The organism is Nocardia neocaledoniensis (genome assembly GCF_029868625.1).
Lineage (GTDB): Bacteria > Actinomycetota > Actinomycetes > Mycobacteriales > Mycobacteriaceae > Nocardia > Nocardia neocaledoniensis_A.
On sequence record NZ_JARWOJ010000048.1, the window covers coordinates 1 to 22,298 of the forward strand.

Below are 22,298 nucleotides of genomic sequence, written 5' to 3' on the forward strand. Positions count from 1 at the left end.
GGTCGCGATGGCGCCGATCTGGGCGCGCACGCGTTCGGCCAGTTCCTCGCGCAACTGCTCCGGGTCGACCTCGACGCCCTGCTTGAGCACGACATAGGCCAGCGGAAGATGGCCCTTGAGCTCGTCCGGGACGCCGATGACGGCACACTCCGCGATCGCCTCGTGCCCCGCGATCGCGGCCTCGATGCTGCCCGCGGAGAGCCGGTGTCCGGCCATGTTGATCACGTCGTCGCTGCGGCCGAGGACGTAGAGGTAGCCGTCCTCGTCGAAGTAGCCGGAATCACCGGTGAGGTAGTGGCCGGGAAACGCGGACAGATAGGAACGGATGAACCGGTCGCGGTCGCGCCACAGGCCGGTCAGCGCGCCGGGCGGCAGCGGCAGGCCGATGACGATGTTGCCCTCGACCCCGGTGGCCACCGGATTGCCGTTCGCGTCGAGCACCCGCAGCCGGTACCCGGGCACCGGAACGCACGACGAACCGGGCTTGACCGGCAGTTCCTGCAGGCCGAGCGGGTCTGCGCAGATCGGCCAGCCGGTCTCGGTCTGCCACCAGTGATCGACCACCGGGATGTCGGGATGATCGGCGAGCAGGGTGTCCGACGCCCATTCGAAGGTGGCCGGGTCGAGCCGCTCGCCCGCGCAGAACAGCGCGCGCAGGCGGGACAGGTCGTGGCGATGCGCCGCGGTGGCCTCGGGGTCGGCGCGGCGGATCGCGCGCAGCGCGGTCGGGGCGGTGAACAGCACCCGCACGTCGTGCTCGTCGACGATCCGCCAGAAGGCGCCCGCGTCGGGGGTGCCGACCGGTTTGCCCTCGTAGAGCACGGTCGTGGCGCCGACCAGCAGCGGCGCGTAGACGATGTAGGAGTGGCCGACGACCCAGCCGACATCGGAGGCCGCCCAGAACACCTGGCCGGGGCCGACGTCGTAGATGTTGCGCATCGACCAGGTCAGCGCGACCGCGTGGCCGCCGTTGTCGCGCACCACGCCCTTCGGCTTCCCGGTGGTGCCCGAGGTGTACAGGATGTAGAGCGGGTCGGTCGCGGCGACCGAGACCGGCTCGGCCGGTTCGACCCCGGCAACGGTGGCGTCCCAGTCGACCCAGCGGGCCGCGACGGTCTCCGCCGAGGACGGCAGCACATCGGTCGCGGGCAGCGGGGCGGCGAACTCGATGGTCGGGAAGTCGGCCCGCTGTTTGACGATCACCGTGCGCACCGAGGTGGTCTCGGCCAGATCGAGCGCCTGCAGCACGATCGGCGGGTACTCGATGCGCCGGTTCGGCTCCAGCCCGCCGGAAGCGGTGACCACGAGCACCGGCTCGGCGTCATCGATGCGGGCGGCCAGCTCGGGCGCGGCGAAACCACCGAACACCACCGAGTGCACCGCGCCGATCCGGGCGCAGGCCAGCATCGCGATCACGGCCTCGGGGATCATCGGCAGGTAGATCACCACGCGGTCGCCCGCCGTGACGCCGAGATCGCGCATGGTGCCCGCGAATCGGGCGACCTCGTCGAGCAACTCGGCGTAGGTGTAGACGGTGGTGGTGTCCGTCATAGCGGAGACATATATGAGGGCGGCCTGATCGGCGCGCCCGCCCTCGGCGGCGGGGCCGGTTCGCACGTGCCGGTCGAGCGCGTTGACGCTGGTGTTGAGGCGGGCACCGGGGAACCAGCGGGCCGAGCGCTTGTCGGCGGCGTCGAGGATCTGCTCCGGCTCGACATCCCACTCGATGGCCTGAGCTGCGACGGACCAGAAGTCGGCTGGATCGACCAGACTGGTCTGATAGACCGGTCTGTACTCGTGTTCGGTGTCCAAACCCGTGACTCCCTAGCCTCGCTTCGATGCCCGCTCGATAGATCCAGATGATTGTGGCAGACTTCACGCGACACCCGATGGGGTGCCGCGACCTTTGGTTTTGCCTGGAACGGGCAGGTCATCGCGCGGACCTCGACCGGGAGTCAGCCAAGAAGTTATTGATCCGTTAGAATCTGTTGTCACTTATTCGGGCAGTCGTAGACGCAATTTCTCGGCCAGCCGCAGTTCTCGGCCAGTCACTCTGGCGAGCCACCATTGCGCCTGTGGAGGTTCGCTGATGGCGCCAAGGCACGAGGCCAGTTTGGAAAGTGAGTGGGAGATGCGTGACGCCGCTAGGTCCGGCAGCAAGCGCTGGGCGCTCGGCAACTGGGACCTGCGTTGGAAGGTTACGGCCGTGCTGGCCGTGCCGCTCGCGGTCGCGGTCGGGCTCGGCGTGTCGAGAATTACCTCGGAGTTCTCGGAAGCCAACCGGTTGTCGAGCATCAATGAGCAGGTAGACACGATTCCGTCGGTCACCGGGCTGAGCGCGATGACCGCCAAGGTCGCCGGCAGCCAGATGGTGCCCGCCGGCGGCGGCGCGACCCTGGTCACCGATCAGGACCTCACCGACCTCGACACCGCCATCGGCGCGGCCGAGACCTCACTGGGACGCCTCGTCGACCTGCCGGAGGCGCACTCCTCGCTCGAACGCATGGTCAAGCAGGCCAAGGCGGTGCGGGCGCAGGGCAAGGCGCTCACCTCCTCGGCCGAACCGGCGCTGGCCGGGGTCGACCAGATGCGCCGCGACAGCGTCAGCGTCGTGGAGACCACCGTCGCGCAGGTGAGCGACCCGGTGATGGACACCGCGAAGCTGCGCCTGGTCGACACCCTGAACACCCGCTCCGTGCTCGTGAGCCAGCTGGCCGCGATCTCCGAGATGCTGCGCGGGCTGCCGAACGGCCCGCAGGACTACCTCACCGGTGTCGCGACCGAGCGGCACATGCTCGACGTGCTGGCCAACCGCCTGCCCGACGGCGATCCGGTGATCGCCGAGCTGAAGGCACAGGCCGACACCAGGCAGAACCTCGTCACCGGCCCGGACGTGCAGGCGGGCAAGCTGCCCATCGGTGAGATGCGTACCTCGCTCTACACCAGCCTCGGGGCCTACCAGGGCGTCGTCGACGAGTCCAGTAAGGCCATCGAGGTCCTGATGGACGACCTGACGTCCTCGGCCGCCACCGGCGCGTGGACCTACACCGGCGTCGTCATCGCGACCATCCTCGCCGCGCTGCTGCTCGCGGTGTTCGTCGCCCGCTCGATGATCGTGCCGCTGCACCGCCTGCGCCTCGCCGCGCTGCGCGTCGCCGAATCCGATCTGCCGCACGAGGTCGCCCAGCTCCGCAACGGCGCCGCCCCCGAGGACGTGCCGCTCGAGCCGATGCCGGTGCGTTCGGCCGAGGAGATCGGCCAGCTCGCCCGCGCCGTCGACGACATCCACGGCCAGGCGCTGCGCCTGGCGAGCGATCAGGCGCAGATGCGTTCGCAGGTCAACGACATGTTCGAGACGCTGGCCCGGCGCTCCAAGTCGCTCGTCGACCATCAGCTCACCCTCATCGAGGCGATGGAGTACGACGAGAAGGACCCGCGCCTGCTCGAGAACCTCTTCCGCCTCGACCACCTCGCGGCGCGCATGCGCCGTAACGGCGACAACCTGCTCATCCTCGCCGGTACGAAGCAGCGCAGGACCAAGTCGGCTCCGGTCGAGATCGCCGACGTGCTGCGTGCCGCGATCTCCGAGGTCGAGGACTACGAGCGCGTCAAGCTCGGCGCCACCCCGCGCGGCTCCCTGGTCGAACCGGCCGCCTCCGACATGGCGCACCTGTTCGCCGAGCTGCTCGACAACGCGCTGCGCGCCTCCCCGCCGGAGACCGACGTCAAGTTCACCTTCGCCCAGGCCCACGATCAGGGTCTGCTGATCGAGGTCGCCGACCGCGGTATCGGTATGCCGCCCGCGGAGATGTCCGACATCAACCGCAGGCTCGAGCAGACCGCCGAGCCCGGCCCCGACACCGCCCGCCACATGGGTCTGTTCGTGGTCGGCAGGCTCGCCGAGCGGCACGGGCTGACCGTGCGGCTGCGGCCCACCTTCGACACCGCGCGCGATCCCGGCGTCACCGTCACCGTGCACGTGCCGGTCGGCCTGATCGTCACCGGCGCCGGTGGCCCGGCCCTGGCCAAGCAGCAGCCGCAGCCGAACCCGGCGCAGCCGCAGCGGCCGAACCCGCAGAACCAGCCGAGCACGATGCAGACCCGCGCCATCACCCGGACGCCGGGCGGCAACATGATGGTCACCGTCGACCCCGGCGTGAGCAGCGGCCCGATCCCGAACGGCGCGGGCGGCCTGCCGCAGCGTCAGCCGGGCAACTCGATGGCACAGGGCCTGCAGCAGGACGCGGCCGAGCAGTCGTCGCCGACGCTGCGTCCGCCCGTGCCCGGCCAGGGCAATGTGCCGCAGCGCGGCAAGCTCGCCGCCGCCGCGCTGCCCAAGCGCAATGTCACGCCCGGTGGTCCGGGTGGACCAGGTGGGCCGCAGCGCCCGCAGGGCCCGCAGGGTGCCGCGCCGGCCCAGCCCGGTGATCCCAAGCCCGCCGGTGCGCCGCAGTCGCTGGCCGGCGGTCTGCCGCAGCGTCAGCCGGGTGCCAACGGCGCTCCCGCGCGCGATCAGGCCCAGCCGCCGCGCGATACGGCGCCGCCGCAGCGCGACACCACCGCCGGTGGTCTGCCGCAGCGCTCGCCCGGTGCCAGCGGCGCTCCGCAGCGCGACCCGTCCGTCGGCCTGCCGCAGCGCGATCCGTCGAACCGCCTACCCCAGCGGGACCAGACCGGCGGTCTGCCGCAGCGTGACCCTTCGGGTGGCCTCCCGCAGCGGGACCAGACCGGCGGCCTGCCGCAGCGTGACCCGTCGAATGGTCTCCCGCAGCGCGAGCAGACCGGTGGTCTGCCGCAGCGTGACCCGGCCGCCGGGCTCCCGCAGCGCGATCCGGCGGGTAACGGCGCGCCCCAGCGTGATTCGGGCCCCGCGCAACGCGATCCGTCGACCGGTCTGCCGCAGCGCTCGCCGTCCAACGGTCTGCCGCAGCGTGATCCGGCGCCGCGTCTGCCGCACCGCGAGCAGACCGGTGGTCTGCCCCAGCGCGACCCGTCGAACGGGCTGCCACAGCGGGATCAGACCGGTGGATTGCCGCAGCGTGACCCGTCGGGTGGCCTGCCGCAGCGCGAGCAGACCGGTGGTCTGCCCCAGCGCGACCCGTCGACCGGTCTCCCGCAGCGTGGCGGCCAGCCGGGCGGCCTGCCCCAGCGTGAGCCCGCCGCCGGGCAGCGTCCCGGCAACGGCCTGCCCCAGCGTGGTGAGTCGGGTATCCCTGCGCCGCAGCGTGATTCGGGCGATTCGGGCCTGCCGCAGCGCGCACCCGCCGCCGGGTTGCCGCAGCGTGAGGCGCCCAACGGCCTGCCGTCGCGTCCGGCTGCCCCGAATGGGCTGCCGCAGCGCGATCCCGGCGCTACTGTGGTACCGCAGGCGACAGCCGGCCCAGGAGTGGCTCTGCCGCAACGGGATCGGGATCCTGCGGAGCCGGAGAACGCTGCGTCGGCAGGGCGTGATCCGGGTCGGCACAGTTTCCGGTCCAATCCGGCCAAGGCTGCGTCGTTCTTCCAGACCAGGTTGCAGCCGGCACCGGAGGGCGATTCCGTGATGGGCGGAACGCCGATCTTCGCGGAGATGATGTCTGCGTGGCTCTCGGATGAGAATTCCGACCGGTCCCAGATGGCCGCTGCCTTCGAATCACCCGGTGACGAAGGATGGCAGGCCGCTCGCCGGGCCAGCGAGGCGCAAGCAGAGGTTCGAACCGCTGCCGGCTTGCCTCAGCGCAATCCGGGCGGCAGGCTCGTGCCCGGTGGTGTCAGCGGTAGGGCCGACAGCACCCCGCACCGTGATCCCGAAACGATCAGGTCCAGCTTGAGTCGTCACCAGCAGGGCGTCCGGGATGGCCGCGCAATGAAGGCAATGAACCTAACCGGAGATAAAGGAGACCGATGAACCCCGATCTAGGTGGTACGAACCGTCAGCTGGATTGGCTGGTTTCGAACTTCGCCAACGAGGTTCCTGGCGTAGCCCATGCCGTCCTGGTCTCGGCTGACGGCCTGCTGATGGCCGCGAGTGCCCAGCTCCCGGTGGACCGCGCGGAGCAGCTCTCCGCCGTGACCGCCGGCCTGGCAAGCCTTTCCGTCGGCGTGTCGAATCTGTTCGAAGGCGGTACGGTACTGCAGTCCGTCGTCGAGATGGAGCACGGCTACCTGCTGCTCATGGCAGTCGGTGACGGGTCCTACTTGGCGGTCCTGACCAACACGTCGTGCGACATCGGTCAGGTCGGCTACGAAATGGCTCTGTTGGTCGAGCGTGTGGGCCAGACCGTCCAGGCCACGCCACGCGTCACGATGGGTTCCTGATGGTGGGATGGACATAGACGATCACCGCATGGGGAGCGCCGAGCCGAGTCTCGTTCGCCCGTACTCGCTGACTGCCGGCCGCACCAGGCCGGCGGTCGAGTTGGCGTTGGAGGCCCTCGTTGCATCGCATCCGGTCGCCATGGAGCGGCAGTTCGAACTGAACAACCTCGAAACGTCCATCGTGGAGTTGTGCAGGCAATCGCCGTCCGTTGCCGAGATAGCTGCCCAATTGGGTATCCCGATCGGGGTGGCCAGGGTTCTCGTGGCCGATCTCATCGAGGCCGGCCACGTCCGGGTCTCGGCAACATTGAAAGACGATTCCAGCGACGATGAACGTCGCGAGCTGATCGAAAGGGTTCTCAGTGGACTCCGGCGTATTTGATTCGACGGCGCAGGTCGACACCCGCACGAGCAAGCCGACTTCGGCGAAGATCGTTGTCGCCGGTGGCTTCGGTGTCGGTAAGACCACGTTGGTCGGTGCGGTGTCGGAGATCGTTCCGCTGCGCACCGAGGCGTTGGTCACCAACGCCAGTACCGGAATCGACAACCTGACCGGCATTCCGATGAAGTCGACCACCACGGTGGCGATGGACTTCGGCCGTATCAGCCTCGCCGACGACCTGGTCCTGTACCTGTTCGGTACCCCGGGCCAGTACCGGTTCTGGTTCATGTGGGACGACCTGATCCGCGGCGCCATCGGCGCCGTGGTGCTCGTCGATACCCGCAGGCTGGAAGACAGCTTCGCCGCTGTCGACTACTTCGAAGCGCGCGGCCTGCCGTTCCTGGTCGCGCTCAACGAGTTCGACGACGCGCCGAAGTATCCACTCGAGGACATCCGCCAGGCCCTGGCGGTTCCCGCCGACGTGCCGATCATGTCGATCGACGCCCGTCGCCGGGAACCCGCCAAGCAGGCCCTGGTCTCCCTCACCGAATACGCCCTGCGCAAGGTGATGCAGGGCTACTGAGCCGAGCCGGGGCTGCCGCGATGAAGGCCGCAGCCCCGCACTCGCTCCCGCTGTGCCCTCATCCATAGGGCGCTCGGCGGCACGTGGACTTCCCCGGCGAAACTCCGTTCGGCCCTGCTGCTCCCGAAACCCGGGTGTGGGATCGAGCGCGATGAACCATGCCGCCGTCAGCCGTGGCGGTCGTCGTCGCTGGGTTCGTTCAGTGCCGAAATATCGCCACGATCGCAATAGTGAGCAGCACCCCGACTATTGCCACCACGAACCCGGTGAAGGCCACGATCAGGCCGACTCCGGTCCGTCTCAACGACGTCGACCAACCGCCACCAATGGCATTGCCGATCGCGACGAACGCGCCGCCGACGACGAGCGGAGCAACGATCAGCCACCACGCGTCCCGAGCCGCCACGACGGTGTACGGCAGACTGATGCACACCAAGCCGGCCACAGCCGCCACGAAACTCTCCGGCCCGAATGATTCCGGTGATCGGGCAAGTTTCCGACAGGTCATCGCAGCATCAGACCTGCGTATCCCACCAGCAGCGCGGACGCGACGAGCCCGGTGGCGATCCCCCGGGCTACCGCGGTGCGCTTGATCACGCCGATGACAACAGCGGCGACGCATAATGCGGCGCTTGCCACGGAAGCGAGAACGGCGGCAGAGGGGTCGGATCTCACGGAGTTCCCGTCAGCGATGCCAGCGAGCAACGCGAACAGCACGATTCCGATCCCCGTGCCCGCCGGGACGGCATATGTTGCGGCCCGCCAGTATTCGAGGCGAGTCCGCTCGATTTCATCGGCGGAGGGCGGCGTCACTGGTCCGCCGCGCGGAACGGGTCTCGCAGGTCCGCGTCGCGGACCCTCATGGTGGAGCAAGGACCGGACGCGATGTCCCAGAATGTATCAGTGGTTGTGGGCAGCGTTTCTCGTACACGTCGTTGTCGCGTGCCTGGAACTGCCCGAAAGTGCCGAGGTGGGTCAGGGTTCCGGGTCTGGGTCGGGGCGGGTCCAGCCGAGGATCATGGCTGGGGCGCAGCCGCCGGTCATGATGGCCGCCAAGAGCATCAGGCCGCCGGCATAGGCGGTGCGGTAGGCGTCGGCCTCGGGGGCGAACGCGCCCGCGAAGATCAGGAAGAACAGGCCGGGCATGGTGAGGGACTGGGTGAGTGCCAGGCCGGCCGAGCGGGCCTTGTTGCGTTCGGCGATCTCGAATTCGTCGAGCATCTCCGCCGGCGCGTAGTCCTGGCCGCCGCTGGCGATGCGGAGCATGGTCCAGGCGGGCAGGAAGAGCAGCAGGGAGATCATCGCGACCGTGATCGACACGGTCCGCAGGTCGAACGCGCACAGCACGCCCGCCACGGCGAGCCCGGCCAGCGCCACGGCCACCCCGACCACCAGCTGACGCCGACGACGTTGCGGCCGCCAGCCTTTCAGCATGCCGACGGTCCGCTGCTCCTGCACGAGCCAGCGCTTGACCCGGTAGTTCTGGTAGCGGTCCAGCAGTCCGGTCGTGCTCGTCATGGCGTGCTGCCTTTCGTCCGTGGGTACAGCTCGGCCGAGAGTGGGCCGAATTCGGTGCGGGAGAAGATCGCCTCCACCGGGAGTTCGAACACATCGCAGATGCGCAGGGCCAGGTCGAGGCTCGGATAGTGATCGCCGCGTTCGAGCGCGCCGATGGTCTGGACATTCACGTTGACGGCATCGGCGAGTGCCGCCCTGCTCATCCGATGCTCCGCGCGGAGTACCGCGATGCGATTGAAGATCGGGAGGGTTTCCCCTCGTCTGACTGGGCTCACACAATGAAGCGTTGTAAAAACACAACAACTTGTCAAGAATCTCGAACATATTGCCGTGCTGTCGTGACCTCCCGACCGCGCCACGCCGGTTACGCTCACGGGCGTGCGCATGTCGGCGAATGACCTGATCGGGCAGCTGCTCGACCCCGATTCGTTCCTGAGCTGGGACCGCCCGCCGGTCGAGCCGCCGGTCTCCCCGCACTACCGCGCGGAACTGGTGGCCGCGGCCGAGCGCGCGGGCGTCGACGAGTCGGTACGCACGGGGGAGGGCCTACTGCGTGGCCGCCGCGTCGCCGTGATCGCCTGCGAATTCGCGTTTCTGGCCGGCTCGGTGGGCGTGGCCGCGGCCGAACGGATCGTCTCGGCGGTGGAGCGGGCGACCGAACTCGGCCTCCCGCTGATCGCCTCGCCCACCTCGGGCGGTACCCGGATGCAGGAGGGCACAGTCGCTTTCGTGCAGATGGTGAAGATCGCGGGCGCGGTCGCGGTGCACAAGGCGGCGGGTCATCCGTACCTGGTGTACCTGCGTGACCCCACCATGGGTGGGGTGTTCGCGTCGTGGGGCTCGCTGGGCCACATCACCTTCGCCGAACCCGGTGCGCTCATCGGCTTCCTCGGCCCGCGCGTGTACGAAGCCTTGTACGGCAAGCCTTTTCCGCCCGGCGTGCAGACGGCGGAGAACCTGTACCGCAACGGCGTGATCGACGGCGTTGTCCCGGTCGAGGTGTTCCGCCGCATCGCGAACCGGGCGCTGAGCGTCGCGAGCGGTGTCGTCCTGCCGACCGAGGCGGAGCCGGGTTGGGCGGCGCCGGTGCGCAATCCGGGTCCGGTGGCGCGGCGGGATGCGACCGCGTGGGACGCGGTGCTCAGTACAAGGCGACCCGGCCGCCCCGGCATTCGCGACCTGCTCCGTCATGTCACCCAACGGGTTCCGCTCAGCGGCACCGGCCAGGGCGAGTCCGATCGCACGGTGGTGCTGGCACTGGCCAGATTCGGTGGGCAACCCTGCGTCGTCTTCGGGCACGACCGCTCCGGTCGGGAGGGCGAGCACACCATGGGTCCGGCGGCGCTGCGAGAGGCGCGCCGGGCGATGGCGCTGGCGGGCGAACTACGCCTGCCGCTGGTGCTGGTGATCGACACCGTCGGCGCCGCGCTGTCCAAGGAAGCCGAGGAACGCGGTCTCGCCCCGGAGATCGCCCGCTGCCTGGCCGATCTGGTCACCCTCGACACCCCGACCGTCTCGATCCTGCTCGGCCAGGGCACCGGCGGCGGCGCCCTGGCCCTGCTGCCCGCCGATCGGGTGCTCGCCGCCAGGCACGGCTGGCTGGCGCCGCTGCCGCCGGAGGGCGCGAGCGCCATCGTCTTCCGCGATACCGAGCACGCGCCGGAACTGGCCGCCGCACAGCGCATCGGCGCCGAGGACCTGCGCGCCGACGGCGTGGTCGACCGGATCGTCGAGGAATATCCCGACGCCGCCGACGAACCCGTCGCGTTCGCCCGCCGGATGGTGCTGGCCGTCACCGAGGAACTGGCCGCCCTGCGCGCCACGCCGACGGCGCAGCTGCGCGTGCTGCGCCACGCCAGATACCGCCGAATCGGCCTGATAGGGGTCGCTCCCTGACCCGCGCCCCGGTTCCTACCCGATTCGGCACCTGGGGAAACACGCTAGGGAGCCGTCATTGACGGTACGCCGAAGCACTTCTACCGTCGGAAGGGTGACCTTCCGAAGCGCAGGCAGCCCTGTTCCCACCATCGTGCTCAACGACGGGAACGTCATCCCACAGCTCGGCTTCGGCGTCTTCCAGGTACCGGAGGACGACGTCACGCCCGTGGTGGCCGAGGCGTTGAAGGTCGGCTACCGCAGCATCGATACGGCCGCGGTCTACGGCAACGAGGAAGGCGTGGGCCGCGCCATCAAGGCCTCGGGGATCCCCCGCGACGAAATCTATGTCACCACCAAACTGTGGAACGCCGAGCAGGGCTACGACAGCACGCTGCGCGCCTTCGACGCCAGCATGCGGCGCCTCGGCCTGGACTATCTCGACCTGTACCTGATCCACTGGCCGGTGCCGTCGGCGGGCCGTTTCGTCGACACCTTCCGTGCCTTCCAGGCGCTCAAGTCGCAGGGACGCGTCGGTTCGATCGGTGTGTCGAACTTCCGGGTGATCGACCTGGAGACCCTGATCGCGGAGGCGGGCGAGACGCCGGCGGTCAACCAGATCGAACTGCATCCCACGCTGGGCCAGCGTGAGCTGCGGCAATACGACGCCAACCACGCGATCGCGACCGAGGCGTGGAGCCCGCTCGGGCAGGGCACGCTGCTGGACAACCCGACGATCGTCACCGTCGCCAAGGAACTCGACCGCACGCCGGCTCAGGTCATCATCCGGTGGCATCTGCAGCTGGGCAACATCGTGATCCCGAAGTCGGTGACCCCCTCGCGCATCGCCGAGAACTTCGATGTGTTCTCGTTCGAGCTCGACGGGCCGGCGATGGAGGCGATCAGCCGTCTCGACACCGGCACCAGGGTGGGCGGCGATCCGGCCACCTTCAGTGTCGGTCTGGACTGATCCCCAGGTACTCGGTCAACTCCGCGGCCGCCGCCCGGCCCGCCCGGTTCGCGCCGATCGTGCTCGCCGAGGGTCCGTAGCCGATCAGGTGCACGCGGGGGTCCACCTCGACCTGGGTGGCCAGGCGACCGGTCATCGTGATGCCGCCGCCAGGTCCGCGCAGCCGCAGGGGAGCCAGATGGTCGAGCGCGCTGCGGAAACCGGTGGCCCACAGGATGACGTCGGCGGCTCGGAATCGTCCGTCGGCCCAGCGCACCCCGGTCGGCTCGATCCGCGCGAACATCGGCTGCCGGTCCAGCACGCCCCGGTCGCGGGCCGCGCGCAGGCGGGCGTCGAGCGGTAGGCCGGTCACCGAGACCACCGATCCGGGCGGCAACCCGCGACGGACCCGGTCCTCGACGATCGCCACCGCCGCCCGCCCGTCCTCCGGCCCGAAGGGCTCGGTGCGGAATACGGGCTCACGCCTGGTGACCCATGTGGTGGACGTCACCTGGGAGATCTCGTCGAGCAACTGCACCGCCGAGATGCCGCCGCCGACGATGACCACGTGTTTGCCCGCGAACTCCGCCGCCGACCGGTAGTCGCGGGTGTGCAGCTGCCTGCCCGCGAAGGTGTCCGCGCCCGGATAGACCGGGATGAACGGGTGCTCCCAGGTGCCGGTGCCGTTGATCAATCCGCGCGTGCGCAAGGTCCCCGCGCCCTCGGTCTCGACGTGCAGCACCTCGCCGCGACCGTCGCAGGACTGCCCGTCCGCGGTGCGATCGCAGACCACCTGCACCGTCACCTGCCGGTGAACGCGCAGGTCGAAGCGCTTCTCGTAGAGTTCGTAGTAGTGCGGCACCGCGGTGGCGGCCGGCGCGGACTCCGAGCCGGGCGGCAGCGTCTCGGCGAACGACATCCCCGGCAGATCGTGCACGCGGTTCACCGTCGTGAGCGTCAGCGAGGGCCAGCGGAACTGCCAGGCGCCGCCGGGACCGGGCGCGTGGTCGACGATCAGGAAGTCGCGTTCGGGGACCAGGCCGAGGCGGCGCAGGTGGTAACCGGCCGAGAGTCCCGACTGCCCCGCGCCGATCACCACGATGTCGAAGTCGGTCGCCACAGCCGCCGATGGTATCGCCTTGCCGGGCGTTACCGGCCGCCTGTGGCAGAGTGAAGACATCCATGGTGTCCGGTACTTCTGGGGAGGATGCATGCTCGGCGTGACTCGCGATGGTGACGTGATCACCATCGAAATGCGACGCGAGGAACGGCGCAACGCGCTCAACGAGGAGCTGGTCGGTCAGCTGCGCGCCGCCATGCTCGATGCCGTCGATCAGGGCGCGCGCGTCATCGTGCTCACCGGCCGCGGCCCGATCTTCAGTGCGGGCGCCGACCTGTCCGGGGTCTACTCGGAGTCGTTCCTCGACGGTCTGCTCGACATGCTGCACACCATCGAATCCCTTCCGGTGCCGGTGATCTCGGCGATCAACGGCGGCGCGCTCGGCGCCGGCGTGCAGCTCGCGCTCGCCTCGGACCTGCGGGTGATCGAGCCCGACGCGTTCATCGCGATCCCGGCCGCCAAGCTCGGCATCTCGGTGGACCGGTGGACGATCTCGCGCCTGGTCTCGCTGATCGGTGGCGGCCCGGCCCGCACGATCCTGCTCGCCGCCGACCAGGTGAGCGCCGCCGACGCCTACTCCTTCGGCTTCGCCAACAAGCTCGGCACCCTCGCCGACGCGCAGGACTGGGCGAAGTCGATCGCCGCGCTGGCCCCGCTGTCGCTGCGCGCGATGAAGCTCATGCTCAACGACGACGGCACCCGCGACCCGGCGAGCGCCCAGCAGCGCGCCGCCCTCGAGGCGGCCTGGACCAGTGAGGACGCCAAGGAGGCCCGCCTGGCCCGGCAGGAGAAGCGCGCCGCGAAATTCGTGGGCCGCTGATGCGGCTCGCACGCGTGGCCGGGTCGGTGGCGAGCACGCTCGGGCTCGCCTGGGTGGCGCGCGCGGTGTGGGGTCTGCCCACCGCCCTCGGTGCCGGACCGGCGGAGATCGAGCCGACCGCGCTCGGCAAGTCGTCGTATCGCGACGGCCGCTTCCACAACACCGAGCCGAGCAGCATGCTCGCGGCGGGCGCCGCGCCGTCGCTGTTGTGGTCCGGTCTCACCAAGGGCCGGGTCGGCAGGCCCTCGCGGCCGGTACCGCTGGTGACCCCGGTGCCGCCGGAACAGGCCGCGACCCTGGCTGTCACCTGGTACGGGCACGCGAGCGCGCTCGTCGAACTCGACGGCTATCGCGTGCTGGCCGACCCGGTGTGGAGCGAGCGGGTCTCGCCTTCCCCGGCGATCGGTCCGGCGCGGTTGCACCCGCTGCCCGGCGACCCGGCGGCGGTGCCGGCCGTCGACGCGGTGATCATCTCGCACGACCACTACGACCACCTCGACAAGCCGACCGTCGACCAGCTCGTCCGCGACCAGCGCGCGCCCTTCGTGGTGCCCACCGGCATCGGCGCGCATCTGCGCCGCTGGGGTGTGCCCGAGGACCGGATCATCGAGCTCGACTGGGGTGGCTCGGTCTCCCTCGGCAAGGACGACGACGATCGCGGCCTGACCATCACCTGCGCCGAGGCCAGGCATTTCTCCGGCCGCGGCCTGGTCCGCAACACCACACTGTGGGCGTCGTGGGCACTGACCGGGCCGACCAAGCGGGTGTATTTCGGCGGCGATACCGGCTACACCAAGGCCTTCGCCCAGGCCGGCGCCGTCCTCGGGCCCTTCGACCTCACGCTGCTGCCCATCGGCGCCTACGACGAGCGCTGGACCGATGTGCACATGAATCCCGAGGAAGCGGTACGCGCGCACGCCGACCTGTGCCTCGGCGATGCCGGCTACGGCCTGCTGGTGCCGATCCACTGGGCGACCTTCAATCTCGCGTTCCACGGCTGGTCCGAGCCCGTGCGGCGGCTGGTGGCGGCCGCGGCCGAGGCCGGTACGCCCACGGTTGTCCCCAAGCCGGGTGAGCGGGTGGTTCCGAATGACCTCCCGCCACGGGTTTCGTGGTGGGAAGATGTGGAGTGACTGACCCAGCTCGGGAAAGGAACATCGGCAGATGAGTCTCGTGGACACCTTGAAGGGCTTGCTCGGTAAGGGCAAGGAAACAGTCGAACAGAACGCCGACAAGATCAACGAAGCGGTCGACAAGGCCGGGACGTTCATCGACGAGAAGACCGGCGGCAAGTACAGCGACAAGATCGAGAAGGGCAAGGACGCGGCCAAGAAGGTCGTGCCACCGCAGTCCGGCACCGATCAGGGCACCGGCGGTACGCCGCCGAAGACCGACCCGGGCACCACCCCGGGTGGCGCGGCACCGACAGATCCGGGACCGCAGGCCTGATTCGGTGCGCGGGGGCCGGAGCTGATCGGTCCCCGCCGCCGAAGCACGTCGATGGTCCGCCGGGAGTTCCGGGGTCCGCCGGGTGAGCCGGAGATCGAGGTTGAGCTCAGCAACCTCGACAAGGTGCTGTACCCGGAAACCGGGACGACCAAGGGCGAGGTGATCGCCTACTATTCGGCGATCGCCCAGGCGATGCTGCCCCATATCGCGGGGCGCCCCGTCACCAGGAAGCGGTGGCCCAACGGCGTCGAAGCCGCCGACTTCTTCGAGAAGAACCTGCCCGAGCACGCCCCCGCCTGGATCCAGCGCCGCGCGATGGAACATTCCAGCCGCAAAGTGGTCTATCCGCTGATCGATTCCGAGGCGGGGATGGCCTGGCTCGGACAGCAGGCGGCGCTGGAAGTCCATGTGCCGCAATGGCGTTTCGACGGTGAGCAGCGCGGTCCCGCCACCCGGATAGTCTTCGACCTCGACCCCGGCCCCGGCGCCGGGCTCGTGGAATGCGCACGCGTCGCTCTCGCCGTGCGTGACATGGTCGCCGAGATCGGGATGCGGGCCTTCCCGGTGACCAGCGGTAGCAAGGGAATTCACCTCTACGTGCCGCTGGATCGCGAGGTGAGCTCGCGCGGCGCCTCGACGGTCGCCAAGCAGGTGGCCACGAATCTCGAAGCGCTGCACCCGGATCTGGTGACCGCCACCATGGCGAAGGCCGTGCGCAAGGGCAAGGTCTTCCTCGACTGGAGTCAGAACAACGCCGCCAAGACCACCATCGCCCCGTACTCGCTGCGCGGCCGCACCGAACCCAATGCCGCCGCACCGCGCACCTGGGCCGAGATCGAAGACGTGAAGTCCTTGCGCCAGTTGCGGTTCGACGAAGTGCTCGCGCGCTGGCGGGCCGACGGCGATCTGCTGGCAGAGCTCGACCCGCCGCTGCCGAGCGGCCCCGACGCGCTCACCAAGTACCGCAGCATGCGCGATCCCGCGCGCACCCCGGAGCCGGTGCCCGCCGGGTCGCCGGAACCCGGCTCCGGTGACCGCTACGTCATCCAGGAACATCACGCCCGCCGCCTGCACTACGACGTGCGGCTCGAACGCGAGGGTGTGCTCGCCTCGTGGGCGGTGCCGAAGGGGCCGCCGACCGAGCCCAAACACAATCGGCTCGCCGTGCGCACCGAGGACCATCCGCTGGAATATCTCGACTTTCACGGCACCATCCCCAAGGGCGAGTACGGCGCGGGCGAGATGACCATCTGGGATTCGGGCACCTATCTCACCGAGAAGTGGCGCGAGGACGAGGTGATCGTCGAACTCGACGGTGAGCGACTGCACGGCCGCTACGCGTTCATCCGGACCAACGGGGACCAGTGGCTGATGCATTACATGCGCGACCAGACGCGCCGGGAACCGTTGGTGGACAAAGGTTCCGGCACCCTGCCGCGCGGCCTGTCGCCGATGCTGGCGACCGCGGGCGAAGTGGAGCCGCTGCCGGCCGACGAGTGGGCCTTCGAGACCAAGTGGGACGGCTTCCGGGTGATCGTCGAAGTCGACGACGAGGGTGTCACGGTGCGCAGCCGCGCGGGCAACACCGTGACGGCCAGGTACCCGCGGCTGGCCGCGCTCGGCGCCGAACTGGCCGGGCACCGGGTGGTGCTCGACGGGGAGGCGGTGGTCTTCGACGACCGCGGGATCTCCGATATCTCGGCGCTGCAAGCGGATTCGGCGCGGGCGGTCTTCATCGCCTTCGATGTCCTGCACCTGGACGGCACTTCGCTGCTGCGCAAGAAGTACAGCGACCGGCGTGCGGTGCTCGAGGCGCTGGGCAGGCTGGCGCCTTCGATGAATGTCGCTCCGCTGCTGGCGGGTTCGGGTGCGGAGGCCATGCGCGTGAGTCGCGAGCAGGAGCAGGAGGGGATCGTCGCCAAGCGCAGGGACTCGGTGTATCAGCCGGGCAAGCGCGCCCAGACCTGGCTCAAGCAGCGCAACTGGCGCTCACGGGAGGTCGTGCTCGGTGGGTGGCGGCGCAGCGACAAGCGCGAGTTCAAGTCGCTGCTGCTCGGCATCCCGCACGAGAACGGCCTCGTCTACGTCGGCCGGGTCGGCACCGGTTTCGATGCCGAGCAGTCCCGCAGACTCGCCACGGAACTGCGGCGCCTGCGCCGCGAGACCTCGCCGTTCGTCAACGAGATGACCGCCGAGGAATGCCGCGACGCCGAGTGGGTCACCCCGACGCTCACCGGCACCGTGCGCTTCCAGGCGTGGACCGACACCGGACGGCTCTGGCATCCGGTGTGGGACGGTCTGACCCGCCCGTGAAAGCTGCGCAGTTGCTAGGGTGATCGCGTTGGACGCGGTTCGAATCAGCGAGGAGTGCACGGTGGATTTCAAGAACCTGGCGGGCAAGGCGATGGACATGGCTGCCCAGCACGCGGACAAGGTCGACAACGTCATCGAGAAAGCCGGTGACGTGGTGGACGAGAAGACCGGCGGCAAGTTCGCCGGACAGGTCGACTCCGCGCAGGAAGCGGCGAAGAAGGCCGTCCGCGATCAGGCTTGAGTTGCCCCGGCGGGCCGGTCGACTCCGGCCCGCCGCATCGGCACGCTGAGAATTTGCCCGTCCGTCATTTTCCGGTCATCAGGCCGGTGATCGTCGCGATATCGGTGACCAGCGCGTTGCCCTGGAACGCGAAGTCGTCGTAAGCCCGCGCGATCGCTTCCTCGTCGCGGCCACCACAGGCGTCGCTGATCACGACGGGCACGAATCCGAGGTCGGTGGAATGCGCTACGGTCGGCGCGATCCCGATCTCCAGGGCGACACCGGCGATGGCATAGGCGCCGATCTTCATGTCGCGCAGCAGCGCCGCCAGCGGAGTGCCCTCGAACGCCGACATGGTCATCTTGTCCAGCACCAGCTCGTCCGCGCGCGGCGCCAGTTCCGGGACCAGCTCGAAGGGCGGGGTATCGCGTTGCAGGATGAACTGCACGTCATCGACGGATTCGGCCTGCTGCCAGCCCATCAGCAACCGCATGGCGTACACACCGGAGAGGCGGCGCGGCGGGAAGAAGTGGCGCAGGAAGATGATCGGATACCCGGCGGCGCGGGCGGCTTCGACGACGCGCACCACCCGTTCGACGATCGCCTGCCCGTCGGTCAGCTGGCCGAGCACACCGACCTGCATGTCGTAGACGATCAGCGCCATCCGATCGGGGGCGCACAGATCGTCGAGTTCTACCGGGATGTCGAGTCCGTTGCCTTGTCGCACCGGCGCCAGTGTAGGCGCCGGTGCGACGGCGATCCGGTTCTCGCGCAGACTAGTTGGTCTGCTGAGCCCACCGGGTGGTGCCCGGCGGCGCGGCGAGGGTGTTGATCAGGTCGATACCGGCGACGACCAGGGTGGGTCCGCCCGCGACGATGGTGCCGATGATCCCGCCGACGGTGGCGCCGGTGATGAAGCCGGGCAGGGCGCCGATGCCGCCCGCCGCGGCGCCGACCACCAGGCCGATCACGGCGCCGATGGCCATGCCGACGAAGCTGCCGATCGCGGTGGCCAGCCCGAAGGTGGACGCGAAATTGGCCTGCGCCGCGTAGTTTTCGGCGGGGGAGGCGACCGGGGTCAGGTTCGGCCGCGCCGCGGCGACATCCTTGACGGCGGTCAGTTCGAGCACCCGGCTGTCCTCGCGCAGCTTGTGCGGGAGCGGGTATTCCAGCGCGCCGTCGCGTACCGACAGCGGCAGCGAGACCAGCGTGGCACCCGCCTGGTCGCGGATATCGACCTTGCCGCCGTCGAGGGTGAAGGTGCCGTTGGTGAGCGTGGTGACGACGGTGTTGCCGATGAGTTCGGTGCGGAATTCGACGTCGGGAGTGACCGGCTCGGCGTGCGCGACTCCGGTACCGACCAGTGCTGCCGCGAGGATCGGGATCGCCGCGGCGGCGATCTTACGGATGATCATGTGAACGTTCCCATCTGATTCATCAGGTGTGTGACATGCCCAAACGAAGGCGCCGATGATCGTGTGGCTTCCCCCGAGAAGCGTTGCGGCGGCGCGTGAAGCGGTCCAGCTCGGTTTCCGAGTTGAACCATAGTCGCCTCGAGGGTTGCCGAACAGTGAATTTGAATTTTAAACCTAAAATTTTTGAGAGATATTCGCTATGGTTCGCTGTGTGCTGTCACAGCGCGATACTCAGGGCGATCGCGCCGGCGCACACTGCGCTCACCACGCCGAGCGCGACCGCATCGCGCCTGGTCGGAGCGCTGGGGTGGGCCGTGAGCAAGCCGGTGCCGCCGCGTGCGGTGATCGCCTCGCCGAGTTCGCCCGCGCGCCGGGTCGACACCGCCATGCAGGCGGTGAGGATGTCGATGAGCGGGTTGTCGGCGGCGCGGTGCAGCAGGTCGTCCTTCGGTCGCAACTTGCGGGCCGCCCGCAGCACCCGGATCTCGTCGAGCAGCAGCGGCAGCCCGCGCAGGGTGAGTGCGACGACCACGGCCCACTCGTCCACCGGCAGGCGCAGTTTGCGCAGTGGCGCACCGAGCTTCGCCAGCGCGGGCGCCACCTCACCCATCGGTGTGGTGTAGGCGATCAGGAATGACGCGGCCACCAGCACCATGCCGAAGACGAAGACCTGCGCGTAGCCGAGCACGGCCTTCGTCCCGATCGGCGCGTTGATCAGGCCGCCGAGTACCACCAGGCCCCAGAACCACCACGGCAGGCGCGGCAGCGCGCCCAGCGGCAGCCTGGCCAGCACCCAGATCACCACGAGGAAGCCGATCATCACGCCGAGCACCGGCCACGACGGCAGGAACATCAGCAGCAGGCTGATCAGGAACGCGGCGATCATCTTGGTGCCCGCCCACAGGCGGTGCACGACGCTGTCGACGGGGACCTCACGCAGCACAACGGTGCTCATCACCGACCACCTTCCGGTATCACGCGGTCGAGCGGGCTCACCGGCGCCGGGTTCGGACCTTCGTCACCGAACCCGCGTCGACGCGGTGGCGCGCCTGCCCCGAACGGCGCCTGCTCCGTCCGGACGCCGCCGCGCACCGCGCTCGCCTCGAGCACGCCCGCGTTCAGATGCACCGTGCGATCGCACACCGCGGCGATATCGGCGACATCGTGCGAGATGACGATCAGGGTCAGCCCCGAGTCCCGCAGCCGGGCGAGCAGTTCCACGATCTCGGCGCGTCCGTGCGGGTCGAGCCCGGCCAGCGGCTCGTCCAGCACGACCACCTGGGGACGGCTGGCCACCATGGCCGCGAGCACGACCCGTTTGGCCTGCCCGCCGCTGAGCGTCTCGATCGAGCGCGCCGCCAGCCGCCGGTCCAGGCCGACCGCGTCCAGCGCCTGGCCGACCGCGCCGGAGCCGGTGGCGCGTCCGCCCCAGTCGGCGATCTCGGCGCCGACGGTCTGCTTCTGCAACTGCAGCCGCGAGTGCTGGAAGGCCAGCGCGACCCGGCCGATCTGCTTGCCGACCGGGTCGCCGCGCAGGTCACAGCGCCCGGAGCTGGGCGCGATGAGCCCGGCCATGATCCAGGCCAGCGTCGACTTGCCCGAGCCGTTACCGCCGACGATCAGCAGCGCCTCGCCGTGGCGCACCGACAGGTCGACGCCGTGCAGGGCGGGCGCCTCCCACGGCGTGCCGCGGTTGTACGTGTGGCGCACGTCGGTCAGTTCCAGGATCGGGGGGCCCATCGGACGGCGGCGCGGATCGCGCGCCGGCTGCGGCCAGCTCGCCAGGTGGTCGACGACGCGGCCATCGGCCAGGTGGATCACCCGGTCGGCGGCGTCGGCGTCGGCCTCGTGGTGGGTCACCAGGACCACCGCGGTCCCGTGCTTGCGCGGCAGCTCGGCCAGCAGGGCGACCAGGTCGCGGCGGCCGTCGGGATCGATCATCGAGGTCGCCTCGTCGGCGATGAGCAGCGCGGGCCGCCGGGCCAGCGCGGCCGCCACCGCGAGGCGCTGCTGCTGCCCGCCGGACAGGGTCGCGGTCTCGAACCGGCCCATGCCGTCGAGACCGACCTCGGCCAGCAGCGCGTCGACGTCGACCGCGGCGGCCCGCTCCGCCGCCAGCCCCCAGACGACATCGTCGGCGACGGAGACACCGAGGGTCTGACTCTCCGGCCGTTGCAGTACCAGTGCGGTACCGCCCACCTCGCCGAGCCCGGCCGATCCCGGCCTGCTGACCGCGCCCGTCGTCGGCGGGCGGCCGGCCAGCACCCGGGTCAGGGTCGATTTGCCCGAGCCGTTGTGCCCGACCACGGCCACGAACTCGCCGGGCCGGATGGTCAGATCGATGCCGGACAGCGCGTCGGTGCCAGCACCCTCGTACCGGTAGCCCACGCCGTGCAGGGTGACCGGCAGCGGGCCGACCGGACGATCGTCGGCCGGCGCGTCGAGCCGATCACTGCCGGGTAGCCAGGCGAGCCGATCGAGCACCGAGCCGAGCACGAACCAGGACACCAGGCCGCTCGCGACGACGCCGAGCGCCACCGAGCCGCCCAGGTAGACCCACCACCAGCGCAGGAACGCCTCGGTGAGCTCGGCGGCGGCCCGGCCGAGCGGTTCCAGCGCGGCCTGCCGCGCGGCCAGGTTCTGGATGCCCTCGGCGGTACTGCGGATCGCCTTGAAGAACAGCTCCCGCGTGTTGGCGAAGACCAGCAGCATGCCGACCGAGAACAGACCCCACGCGACCCCGGCCACGACCGAGAGCGCCAGCACCGTGAGCAGCCCGCCGCCGCGCCGCTTCACGATGCCGATGATGCCCGCGATCGTGGCGGCGCCGAACACCCCGAGCGCGGGCATGATGCCCGCGGCGACGAACGTGACCAGTCCGGCGGCGATGGTCGCGGTGACCAGCGCGCGCAGCCGGTAGCGGTGGGCCAGCAATCCCAGCGGAACCGCCGCGACCAGCTGCAGGGCCGCGGCCATCGGCACGAGGGAACCGATGGTGATCAGGCCGACGGTCAGCCCGGCCATGACAGCGCCGGTGGCCAGCTCGATGGGGCGTAGTGGTCCGCGGGGGAGAACCGCGGGCTTTTCTCTCACGGTCCCAGTCTGCCAGTGTTGGTTGGAGCGCTGGCGCGCTCGAGGTTCGCGGCCCCTTCTGTCCCGGGCGCGCCGCGGCCCGCGGCGGGGGGCGGGAGGGAGAGGCGGCCCGCCCCCCCCCCCCGGGCGGCGCCCCCCCCCCCCCCCCCCGCGCCGCCGCCCCCCCCCCCCCCCCCCCCCCCCCCCCCCCCCCCCCCCCCCCCGGGACAGAAGGGGCCGCGAACCTCGAGCGCGCCAGCGCTCCAACCAACACTGGCAGACTGG

The 22,298-nt window shown here is 70.0% G+C and carries 22 protein-coding genes; 11 read left to right on the forward strand and 11 right to left on the reverse strand.

From position 1 onward, the window contains the following. On the reverse strand, positions 1–1,812 hold a 1,812-nt coding region (locus QH270_RS02670; protein WP_280338722.1), incomplete at its 3' end, for an AMP-binding protein. 319 nt (positions 1,813–2,131) lie between these two features. Here QH270_RS02670 and QH270_RS02675 point away from each other — a divergent pair. The 4 genes from QH270_RS02675 to QH270_RS02690 are packed head-to-tail and all read left to right on the forward strand — an operon-like array spanning position 2,132 to position 7,262. Continuing rightward, the gene (locus QH270_RS02675; protein WP_280338723.1) at positions 2,132–5,887 is read left to right on the forward strand and encodes a HAMP domain-containing sensor histidine kinase; all 3,756 of its coding nucleotides are present in this window, start codon (positions 2,132–2,134) and stop codon (positions 5,885–5,887) included. Further along, complete coding sequence (locus QH270_RS02680; RefSeq protein WP_011207200.1) at positions 5,884–6,297, forward strand: roadblock/LC7 domain-containing protein; 414 nt, start codon at positions 5,884–5,886, stop codon at positions 6,295–6,297. Before QH270_RS02675 ends, QH270_RS02680 begins: the two co-directional genes overlap by 4 nt. A gap of 7 nt (positions 6,298–6,304) precedes the next feature. Beyond that, positions 6,305–6,679 carry a DUF742 domain-containing protein gene (locus QH270_RS02685; RefSeq protein ID WP_019044950.1) on the forward strand — a complete coding sequence of 125 codons (375 nt, stop codon included), beginning with the start codon at positions 6,305–6,307 and terminating at the stop codon, positions 6,677–6,679. After that, positions 6,660–7,262, forward strand: a complete 603-nt coding sequence (locus QH270_RS02690) for a GTP-binding protein (protein WP_019044951.1) — start codon at positions 6,660–6,662, stop codon at positions 7,260–7,262. Before QH270_RS02685 ends, QH270_RS02690 begins: the two co-directional genes overlap by 20 nt. 199 nt (positions 7,263–7,461) lie before the next feature. Here the strand turns inward: QH270_RS02690 and QH270_RS02695 are convergent, their stop codons facing one another. From QH270_RS02695 to QH270_RS02710, 4 genes are all read right to left on the reverse strand, one after another. Further along, positions 7,462–7,707, reverse strand: coding sequence for a hypothetical protein (locus tag QH270_RS02695; protein WP_280338724.1), 246 nt, complete (start codon positions 7,705–7,707; stop codon positions 7,462–7,464). A 59-nt stretch (positions 7,708–7,766) separates the two neighbouring features. Next, a complete protein-coding gene (locus QH270_RS02700) occupies positions 7,767–8,075 on the reverse strand; it encodes a hypothetical protein (RefSeq protein WP_280338725.1) in 309 nt (102 codons plus the stop codon). A gap of 162 nt (positions 8,076–8,237) precedes the next feature. Further along, entirely contained in the window at positions 8,238–8,780 is a 543-nt protein-coding gene (locus tag QH270_RS02705; protein ID WP_280338726.1) for a hypothetical protein, read from the reverse strand. Next, positions 8,777–9,055, reverse strand: a complete 279-nt coding sequence (locus tag QH270_RS02710) for a helix-turn-helix transcriptional regulator (RefSeq protein WP_280338727.1) — start codon at positions 9,053–9,055, stop codon at positions 8,777–8,779. Before QH270_RS02710 ends, QH270_RS02705 begins: the two co-directional genes overlap by 4 nt. A gap of 109 nt (positions 9,056–9,164) precedes the next feature. Between QH270_RS02710 and QH270_RS02715 the strand changes: the two genes are divergently transcribed. Together QH270_RS02715 and QH270_RS02720 are read left to right on the forward strand one after the other, a co-directional pair. Beyond that, a complete protein-coding gene (locus QH270_RS02715; protein WP_280338740.1) occupies positions 9,165–10,676 on the forward strand; it encodes an acetyl-coenzyme A carboxylase carboxyl transferase subunits beta/alpha in 1,512 nt (503 codons plus the stop codon). Positions 10,677–10,770: 94 nt separating this feature from the next. Continuing rightward, positions 10,771–11,625, forward strand: coding sequence for an aldo/keto reductase (locus QH270_RS02720; protein WP_280338728.1), 855 nt, complete (start codon positions 10,771–10,773; stop codon positions 11,623–11,625). Here QH270_RS02720 and QH270_RS02725 read toward each other — a convergent pair. Beyond that, the gene (locus tag QH270_RS02725; RefSeq protein ID WP_280338729.1) at positions 11,606–12,724 is read right to left on the reverse strand and encodes an NAD(P)-binding domain-containing protein; all 1,119 of its coding nucleotides are present in this window, start codon (positions 12,722–12,724) and stop codon (positions 11,606–11,608) included. The genes QH270_RS02720 and QH270_RS02725 overlap by 20 nt on opposite strands. A 91-nt stretch (positions 12,725–12,815) precedes the next feature. Here QH270_RS02725 and QH270_RS02730 point away from each other — a divergent pair, with 91 nt between their 5' ends. The 5 genes from QH270_RS02730 (at position 12,816) to QH270_RS02750 (ending at position 17,547) form a co-directional block, all read left to right on the forward strand. Then, the gene (locus tag QH270_RS02730; protein WP_280338730.1) at positions 12,816–13,544 is read left to right on the forward strand and encodes an enoyl-CoA hydratase; all 729 of its coding nucleotides are present in this window, start codon (positions 12,816–12,818) and stop codon (positions 13,542–13,544) included. Then, the gene (locus QH270_RS02735; RefSeq protein WP_280338731.1) at positions 13,544–14,677 is read left to right on the forward strand and encodes an MBL fold metallo-hydrolase; all 1,134 of its coding nucleotides are present in this window, start codon (positions 13,544–13,546) and stop codon (positions 14,675–14,677) included. The genes QH270_RS02730 and QH270_RS02735 overlap by 1 nt, the downstream gene beginning before the upstream one ends. 31 nt (positions 14,678–14,708) lie before the next feature. Continuing rightward, complete coding sequence (locus tag QH270_RS02740; RefSeq protein WP_280338732.1) at positions 14,709–14,993, forward strand: antitoxin; 285 nt, start codon at positions 14,709–14,711, stop codon at positions 14,991–14,993. 51 nt (positions 14,994–15,044) lie between these two features. Beyond that, positions 15,045–17,306: an ATP-dependent DNA ligase gene (locus QH270_RS02745; protein ID WP_280338733.1), complete on the forward strand. Its 2,262-nt coding sequence runs from the start codon at positions 15,045–15,047 to the stop codon at positions 17,304–17,306. A gap of 61 nt (positions 17,307–17,367) precedes the next feature. Continuing rightward, positions 17,368–17,547 carry an antitoxin gene (locus QH270_RS02750; RefSeq protein WP_280338734.1) on the forward strand — a complete coding sequence of 60 codons (180 nt, stop codon included), beginning with the start codon at positions 17,368–17,370 and terminating at the stop codon, positions 17,545–17,547. A gap of 64 nt (positions 17,548–17,611) precedes the next feature. Here QH270_RS02750 and QH270_RS02755 read toward each other — a convergent pair whose 3' ends face one another. From QH270_RS02755 to QH270_RS02775, 5 genes are all read right to left on the reverse strand, one after another. After that, positions 17,612–18,253: a cysteine hydrolase family protein gene (locus QH270_RS02755; RefSeq protein WP_280338735.1), complete on the reverse strand. Its 642-nt coding sequence runs from the start codon at positions 18,251–18,253 to the stop codon at positions 17,612–17,614. Between the two features lie 49 nt (positions 18,254–18,302). Continuing rightward, positions 18,303–18,941: an ammonium transporter gene (locus QH270_RS02760; RefSeq protein ID WP_280338736.1), complete on the reverse strand. Its 639-nt coding sequence runs from the start codon at positions 18,939–18,941 to the stop codon at positions 18,303–18,305. A gap of 217 nt (positions 18,942–19,158) precedes the next feature. Continuing rightward, the gene (locus QH270_RS02765) at positions 19,159–19,896 is read right to left on the reverse strand and encodes an energy-coupling factor transporter transmembrane component T family protein (RefSeq protein ID WP_280338737.1); all 738 of its coding nucleotides are present in this window, start codon (positions 19,894–19,896) and stop codon (positions 19,159–19,161) included. Continuing rightward, on the reverse strand, positions 19,896–21,965 hold the full coding sequence (locus tag QH270_RS02770) for an ATP-binding cassette domain-containing protein (RefSeq protein WP_432420281.1): 2,070 nt from the start codon (positions 21,963–21,965) through the stop codon (positions 19,896–19,898). The genes QH270_RS02765 and QH270_RS02770 overlap by 1 nt, the downstream gene beginning before the upstream one ends. A 65-nt stretch (positions 21,966–22,030) precedes the next feature. After that, positions 22,031–22,298, reverse strand: a 268-nt coding sequence (locus QH270_RS02775) for a hypothetical protein (protein ID WP_280338739.1), incomplete at its 5' end; no start/stop codon positions are given.